Below are 7,904 nucleotides of genomic sequence, written 5' to 3' on the forward strand. Positions count from 1 at the left end.
ATTTTAAGAATATTTACTGAAGGGTTTTTATGGATAAAGTAGAAATTTTAGTATTAGATTTTGGTAGTCAATATACACAGCTTATTGCTAGAAGGCTTCGTGAATACGGTGTCTATACAGAAATTGTGCCTTATTTTGAAAGTTTTGAATCCATTCAATCAAAGGAACCAAAAGGAATAATATTGAGTGGTGGACCAGCTAGCATTTACCAAAAAGATGCCTATAAACCAGATAAGAGGATATTTGATTTGAAAATTCCTATACTTGGAATCTGTTATGGCATGCAATATATTGCTGATTATTTTGGCGGTAAAGTCATCAAAGCACAAGTCCAAGAATTTGGTAAAGCAAATTTAGAACTACTCAACTCATCTATTTCAAATAAAATTTTTGAAGGTGTAAAGCCCTGTAGCATTATATGGATGAGTCATTCTGATAAAGTTGAAATCATACCTGATGGCTTCATAGAATTAGCAAAAAGTGAGGATACTCATTATTGTGCTATAGCAAATTTAAAGAACCAAATCTATGCACTCCAGTTTCATCCTGAAGTTATCCATACTGAATGTGGGGGAGAAATATTGAAAAACTTCGCACTCAAAATTTGCAAGGCTTTCAGAGGATGGAATATGGCTAGATTTGCTAAAAGTGAAATTGAAAAACTTCGCAATATTACAAAAACAGGAAAAGTCCTTTGCGGAGTAAGTGGAGGTGTTGATTCTTCTGTTGTGGCTACTCTCCTTTATCAGGCAATCGGAGAGCAACTTATACCTGTTTTTGTCGATCATGGACTTTTAAGGGCAGGAGAGAGAGAAGCAGTAGAAAAAATGTTCAAACAGAATCTAAAAGTCCCTCTCATCACTATAGATGCTAGTGAGCTTTTTTTAAGTAGGCTTGCAGGTATCATAGAGCCTGAAGCCAAGAGAAAAATCATCGGAGAGACATTTATTGAGGTTTTTGAATCTGAAGCAAAAAAACACAATAATAATGGAGAAATAAAATTCTTGGCACAAGGCACACTTTACCCTGATGTGATTGAATCTGTAAGTGTAAAAGGACCTTCTAAAACTATCAAATCTCATCATAATGTGGGTGGTTTGCCTGAATGGATGAAATTTGAATTGATAGAGCCTTTAAGAGAGCTTTTTAAAGATGAAGTTAGAATGCTCGGATTTGAACTAGGGATACCCCAAGATATGCTAATGCGCCATCCATTCCCTGGACCTGGTCTAGCTATCCGTATTATGGGGGAAGTAAATAAGCAAGATTTAGATTTACTTAGAAAAGCAGATTTTATTTTTATTGATGAGTTATATAAGAATGGTTTTTATGATAATGTATGGCAAGCTTTTTGTGTCTTGCTAAATGTAAAATCTGTAGGCGTAATGGGGGATAATCGCACTTATGACAATACGATTTGTATCCGTGCAGTTGAAGCCATCGATGGTATGACAGCAACTTTTGCTCATTTGCCCCATCAGTTTTTAGAAAAAGTATCTACACGTATTATTAATGAAGTTACTGGTATCAATCGTGTGGTTTATGATATCACCTCCAAGCCACCAGGCACTATTGAATGGGAATAAAACTTATAATAAAATCTTATTTCCATATGCTATAATTCAAACTCAAAATAAATATAAGGCTTCTTTATTGATGCAGGTTTTTGATATTAAAAATAGATTAGAACCTATGATTGTAAAAAAAATTTTTTCAAATACTGATATTGCAAAAGAATTCTTAAAAAGATTTTTAGGATCAATTAAAATCGACTTCCCAACCAAATCTCAAGATATATATAATTTGATTGTAGAAAATTGGAATTATCAAAAGGCATTACCCATCGTCAGAGAACTTTTTAGAGAAACGAAAAAGTTCAAAAGAGGATTGCATTCTGAAAATATGATAAAAATTCTCTTAGAGGAATGGAAAAATTTAGATTTTGGAAAAATTGATTGGCCATTTTCTCAAGGTGCTTTTGATGCCTTTGTCCAAAAAATCAATTCAGGAGAAAATTCAAGAAATATCAAAGACGATGAAGTTAAACTTGCTGCAGTCAAATATAGAAGGATTAAAGAAATCAATACAGAAAGGAATGATTTCTTAGAAAGTCTTATTTTTGAAAAAAATGAAAATATTATCCCAACTTTATCTCACAATAGAGGGGTGGATTTTTTTATCAATGGAATTTCATTTGATCAAAAAGTTTCAAGAAGTGTTACAGATAAATTCAAAAAAGATTTCAAAGAAAATTGGAAACATAAAGCCATAGAAAATCCTAAGCTTGTAATAAAATATCTTTATGAACAACAAGATGAAGGTAGATTTGGGTATACACCTCGATTATATATCGTGTATTTAGATGAAGAAATTTTACCCATGAAAATAAAAGAAACTATTGCCCAAACCAATTTAAACACTCCTTTAGATATAACCTTTACTTACAAACACAAAAACATTGGCACCAAGACTTACAAAACACAAGCATTCATAATACTACTACACAATCTATGAACTACATCGGCTCTAAACTTAAACTTTCTGCTTTTTTATTATCAAGCATAGAGTTGACTTTGGCAAAAGACAAAATAAAACTGCAAGATTGTGTTTTTTGTGATATTTTTGCAGGGACTGGGATAGTAAATAGACTTTTTAAGGACAAAGTAAAACAAATCATTTCAAATGACAAAGAATACTATAGCTTCATACTCAATCAAGGCTATAATATAAATAATCTTTCTTCTTCAAAATTAAATGATCTATTTGAAGAACTACAATCTGATGTCAAAACACCCCCCATAGAAGGAAAAATTTATCTAAATTATTGTTTAGGAAATGAAAAATTCACACAAACAAATTATTTTCAGAAAGATAATTTAATTCCTTACAAACGACAATATTTTACTGACTATAATGGTGCTAAAATCGATGCTATACGTATCAAAATCCAATCTTGGAAAGACTCTGGAAATATTGATGAATCCCTCTATTATTATTTGCTTGCTTCATTGCTAGAATCTGCAGATAAAATAGCCAATACAGCTTCAGTCTATGGAGCTTTTTTAAAAAAATTCAAAAAATCAGCGATGAAAAATATTATCCTAACGCCCATACCGATTAATGAAAGTCAAACTACACATCAAGTATATTGCGAAGATACATTAAAGCTTATCAAGCAAATCAAAGGAGATATACTCTACCTTGATCCTCCTTATAATGCTAGGGAATATGGAGCAAATTATCATATTTTAAACACGATTGCTTTGTATGATGATTTTATACCTGCAGGAAAAACAGGACTAAGACCTTATACTAAAAGTAATTTTTGCAAAAAAATAACCGTTGCACAAGCCCTAGAAGATACAATCAGACTTGCTAATTTTCAATACATATTTTTAAGCTACAATGATGAAGGTTTGCTAAACCTAGATCAAATAGAATCTATGTTTAGAAAATATGGAAGCTATAATATCATTTCACAACAGCACCAACGATTCAAAGCTGATTCTTCGCGTATACATAAACAGCATTCGACTATTGAATACCTGCATATACTCAAAAAAGATATGCAAAAAAACAGGTAGTTACTTCATTTGGGCAGCGACTTCTTGTGCAAAATCTTCAACTTTTTTCTCAATCCCTTCACCTAATTCAAAACGAATATATTCGACAATACGGATATCATCATTGAGTTCTTTAGATTTTTGTTCCAACACTTGTTCAATGGTCTTTTTATCATCCATGACAAAAAATTGTCCTAAGAGCGTGAGTCTTTGATCAATTAAAGTATTATCAGCAATAAATCTCTCTAATTGACCGGGTATAATTTTATCCCAAATAGCTTCAGGTTTGCCTTGCTTTTGCAATTCTTCTTTAAATCTGTTTTCTTGCTCTTTGAGTATATCATCATTGAGTTCAGCCCTACTAACATATTCAGGAATATGCTTAAGCGTTTTCCCTAATCTTTTTAACTCTTCATTTTCTTTTTCTATTTCGGCAATCAACGCTATTTTTTCTTTTTGAATAAAATCCAAATCAAATGTTTTGAAATCCAATACTTGAGGTTTCATAGCTGCAGCATGCATACAAATATTTCTAATCAACTCTACACAAGCTTTAGCATTCTTGGCTTCTTTGCACACAGCCCCTATCAATACCCCTACCCTTCCATTAGAATGCACATAGCCATTCACGATACCATTTATAGAAGCATTGATATTAGCAAGCCTGCGAACAACAATATTTTCTCCGATTTTAGCAATTTGAGTTTTGAGGTACTCTTCATAAACTATACCTTCTAAAGTAGCCTTGTGTAAGTTCTCTACACTGACTATAGAAGAATCTTTAAGCATATTTGAAGTTTTTTCTACCAATTCTTTAAAACTTTCATTTTTAGCTACAAAATCAGTTTCACTATTAATTTCAACCATTACAGCATTGCTATAATCAGCAGACACCCTAATAGAAATAATACCTTCACTTGCGACTCTATCAGCTTTTTTTGCTGCTTTGCTGAGTCCTTTTTCTCTGAGATAAACGACTGCTTTATCAATATCACCATTTGTTTCAACCAATGCTTTTTTACAATCCATCATACCTGCATCAGTCATCTCTCTGAGTTGTTTTACAAGCTGTGCACTAATATCTGCCATTCATTCTCCTTTTGTCATCTGTTGCTCTAGCTCTGCATTCACCTCTTCTAGAAGCTCTTGTTTTTCTTCTTCTGAAGCTGACCGAAACTCTTGCTCTGCAATATTATCTCCATCCTTATCATTCATTTCCCTACCTTCAATAATGGCTTCACTGATTTCTTTACAAAACAACTGTATAGATCGGATCGCGTCATCATTACCCGGAATAGGATAGTCAACTGCATCAGGATCGCAATTAGTATCCAAAGGAGCTACTACAGGAATGCCTAATCTTCTGGCTTCAGCAACAGCAATTTTTTCTTTGACAACATCAATGACAAAAATCATATCTGGAGCTTTTTTCATATGCCGAACACCACCAAGATATTTATCAAGCTTTTCTTTTTTCCTCAAAATCATCAATTTTTCTTTTTTGGTTAACAAATCAATCTGACCGCTAGTCTCCATTTCTTCAATGATTTCAAGCTTCCTTACTGATTTTTTGATCGTACTAAAATTCGTGAGCATACCACCAAGCCATCGATAATTCACATAAGGAACTTGAATTTTCTGTGCGTATTCTTTTAGGGTTTCATTGGCTTGTTTTTTTGTACCTACAAACATAATAGTCTTGCCTTCTGCGGTAGCATCCCTGACTATATTGTAAGTATAACGAAAATACCTAAGGGTTTTTTGCAGGTCAATAATATGGATATTTTTCCTCACACCAAAAATGAAACGTTTCATTTTTGGATTCCATCTTCTAGTCTGATGCCCAAAATGTACGCCACATTCCAATAAATCTTTCATGGTTACCATGATATTCTCCTTATTTTTATTTAGTTTTGCCTCCACGTTCCTTAACAGCTATGCCGCAACTTTTGAAGAATTAACGTGTGTGAACTCTGTGAACTCCATTTCAAAAATTGAAAATGAGGCATTATTTTACTCCCTTAGAGCTGATAATCAGCTGAGGATTATTATCAAATCAATACAAAAAATAATTTTTATTTATTAATGATTATTATTAATATATTATATTTATTGATATAATATATTAAAGGAAAAACAATGGAACGTAGAGACTTTATCAAAACAAGTATTTTAGGGACAGGCATATTAATGAATCCTAATATTTTGTATGCCAATACAAGCAAAAAATTTTCCCTTAATTTCTCATACAAAATCAACTTTGATTCTGCCAAACAAATCAAACTTTACATACCACTCCCAATAAGTACAGACTTCCAACAACCATACAATCTCAATATAAATGGCAACTACAAGCATCATAGCACGGAGTATCAAAACGGAGTCCCATTTATCTATACACAATACGATCAGGACTCAAAACTCAAATACATATCCATAAATCTTAACATCTTATTGAACAAAATGAATACCAAAAATCCTCAAAAAAATCCTAAACAATACCTTGAAAATACACGATATATCCGCACTGATGGCATGATAAAAAAACTTGCCTTAAATCTCAAAACTAACGATAATCAAAAAACTGCAAACAAAATATATGAATGGATCATCAATCATATTGATGAAAAAAATGCGAAAAATACCAAAGGCATTAGGAGTATCCAAACTAAAAGTTTAGGCATACTTTTTTCAGGTGAAAATATAAGTGCTACTAGCCTTTTTGTTTCTCTATGTAGAGCCTGCAATATACCTGCTACAGAAGCTTTTGGAATCGATCTGTATAACCCTCAAAACACTTTTTCAAGCAAAGCAGAAATATATTTAGCATCAACAGGATGGGTACCCTATGACATCATAACACCGATTCTAGATCAGTCTTTTAATGGCATAGGAACATGGAAGGAAGATTTTATTTTAATGAATTATGCCCGAGATTTTTGTATTCAAAATACATTCCTTGCTTCTTTTGATACTGCTTTTGGACTCGTAGATGGGGATAGATTAGATTATTATGAAAACAAAAATTTTAGTAGCAAATTTGTTTATGAACAAATTTCTTAAATCCCAAAGCTTGGAATTTTTAAAATACAATCTAAAAGGTATTATTCAAATAATAACCCCACCGCCCAAGACCTTATCATCTTGATATACAACCAAAGCCTGTCCTTTTGCTACTCCATAAACAGGCTCTTTTAATTCAGCAATGATTTTCGCCTCATTGATAATAATTTTAGCATCTGAAGGAGTGCTTCTATAGCGGATTTTTACCTTATACTCCCCTCCATTAAAATCCTTCAATAATGATTTATTTATCGCCTCAACCCTAGAGATAGCTAATTGTTCCTTTTTCCCGACGATAATTTCATTTTTTTGTGCATTGATACCTACTACAAAATGGGGTTCATGGGCACCTTTTACATTAAACCCTTTGCGTTTACCGATAGTGTATTGCATATAACCTTTATGCTTACCCACTTCATTCCCACTCATATCCCTCACAATACCTTCTTGCTCGACTTTTGTGTGTTTTTTCAAAATATCAATATAGTCAGTCTCAACAAAACAAATTTCTTGGGATTCTTTATAGGTCTCTAAAGTTCCCAACCAAGGCATCACTTCAAAAGCTTTAGGTTTCACTTCTTCTTTTAACATATCACCCAAAGGAAATATCAATCGATTGATAGCCTCTTGAGAAATCGCATACAAAAAATAACTCTGATCTTTGGTTTTATCTTTGGCTTCACGGATTCTTTTGATATTATTTATCTCTTCAATCCTAGCATAATGCCCTGTAGCTATCCTTTCACAACCCAAATTTAAAGCAAAATCCAAAGCTAAGCCAAATTTCATTAAAGGATTACATAAAGCACAAGGATTAGGGGTTTCTCCACGTTTGTAAGATTCTACAAACTCATCATAAACAGCTTTTTTAAATTCCTCTTGAGCTTCAACCACTCTGAATTCAAAATCCAGATTCTTTGAAACTTTTTCACAATTCCTCAAAAACATTTGATGTTTCGCCTCTTTATCGTGCAATTTCAAATAAATCCCCAACACCTCATAGCCTTGAGATTTTAACAAATAAGCCGAATAAGAGCTATCTACCCCACCACTCATCAAAAGTGCTACTTTCATCAAATATCCTTATGATTTTATATAAGTTTCCAATTATACCCTATTCCCGAACAAAGAAATCAAAAATATTCAAATATATACATCACAATCATAAAAGGAATAAAAACAAATAAAGAAGGAATAAAAAAGATAAAAGGAGTTTCCCTATCCCTGCATCGACTTACATTCCCACACCTGAAAGATGCAGTATCATCAGCGAAGAGG

Annotated in this window: 7 protein-coding genes; 4 read left to right on the forward strand and 3 right to left on the reverse strand. The window is 32.7% G+C overall.

Annotated features, from left to right (window positions below; genetic code table 11):
• Positions 1-29 precede the first annotated feature (29 nt).
• From guaA to BKH44_RS07140, 3 genes are all read left to right on the forward strand, one after another.
• Positions 30-1,586, forward strand: a complete 1,557-nt coding sequence (gene guaA, locus BKH44_RS07130; protein WP_095271769.1) for a glutamine-hydrolyzing GMP synthase — start codon at positions 30-32, stop codon at positions 1,584-1,586.
• A 70-nt stretch (positions 1,587-1,656) separates the two neighbouring features.
• Complete coding sequence (locus BKH44_RS07135) at positions 1,657-2,514, forward strand: hypothetical protein (protein ID WP_095271796.1); 858 nt, start codon at positions 1,657-1,659, stop codon at positions 2,512-2,514.
• The gene (locus BKH44_RS07140) at positions 2,511-3,584 is read left to right on the forward strand and encodes a DNA adenine methylase (RefSeq protein WP_095271772.1); all 1,074 of its coding nucleotides are present in this window, start codon (positions 2,511-2,513) and stop codon (positions 3,582-3,584) included. The genes BKH44_RS07135 and BKH44_RS07140 overlap by 4 nt, the downstream gene beginning before the upstream one ends.
• Here BKH44_RS07140 and tsf read toward each other — a convergent pair whose 3' ends face one another.
• Positions 3,585-4,652, reverse strand: coding sequence for a translation elongation factor Ts (gene tsf, locus BKH44_RS07145; RefSeq protein ID WP_095271774.1), 1,068 nt, complete (start codon positions 4,650-4,652; stop codon positions 3,585-3,587). It lies immediately after the preceding gene.
• Positions 4,653-5,450, reverse strand: coding sequence for a 30S ribosomal protein S2 (rpsB, locus tag BKH44_RS07150; protein WP_095271777.1), 798 nt, complete (start codon positions 5,448-5,450; stop codon positions 4,653-4,655).
• A 252-nt stretch (positions 5,451-5,702) separates the two neighbouring features.
• Between rpsB and BKH44_RS07155 the strand changes: the two genes are divergently transcribed.
• Positions 5,703-6,626, forward strand: a complete 924-nt coding sequence (locus BKH44_RS07155; RefSeq protein WP_095271779.1) for a transglutaminase-like domain-containing protein — start codon at positions 5,703-5,705, stop codon at positions 6,624-6,626.
• Positions 6,627-6,671: 45 nt separating this feature from the next.
• Here the strand turns inward: BKH44_RS07155 and mnmA are convergent, their stop codons facing one another.
• Positions 6,672-7,700: a tRNA 2-thiouridine(34) synthase MnmA gene (gene mnmA, locus BKH44_RS07160; RefSeq protein WP_095271782.1), complete on the reverse strand. Its 1,029-nt coding sequence runs from the start codon at positions 7,698-7,700 to the stop codon at positions 6,672-6,674.
• Positions 7,701-7,904: the final 204 nt, after the last annotated feature.

Source organism: Helicobacter sp. 13S00477-4 (assembly GCF_002272785.1).
Lineage (GTDB): Bacteria > Campylobacterota > Campylobacteria > Campylobacterales > Helicobacteraceae > Helicobacter_J.

Bases quoted from the DNA above. Each gene is read 5' to 3' on its own strand.
- tsf (WP_095271774.1), bottom strand. From the start codon at position 4,652: ATGGCAGATATTAGTGCACAGCTTGTAAAACAACTCAGAGAGATGACT.
- BKH44_RS07135 (WP_095271796.1), top strand. From the start codon at position 1,657: ATGCAGGTTTTTGATATTAAAAATAGATTAGAACCTATGATTGTAAAA.
- mnmA (WP_095271782.1), bottom strand. From the start codon at position 7,700: ATGAAAGTAGCACTTTTGATGAGTGGTGGGGTAGATAGCTCTTATTCG.
- rpsB (WP_095271777.1), bottom strand. From the start codon at position 5,450: ATGGTAACCATGAAAGATTTATTGGAATGTGGCGTACATTTTGGGCAT.
- BKH44_RS07140 (WP_095271772.1), top strand. From the start codon at position 2,511: ATGAACTACATCGGCTCTAAACTTAAACTTTCTGCTTTTTTATTATCA.
- BKH44_RS07155 (WP_095271779.1), top strand. From the start codon at position 5,703: ATGGAACGTAGAGACTTTATCAAAACAAGTATTTTAGGGACAGGCATA.
- guaA (WP_095271769.1), top strand. From the start codon at position 30: ATGGATAAAGTAGAAATTTTAGTATTAGATTTTGGTAGTCAATATACA.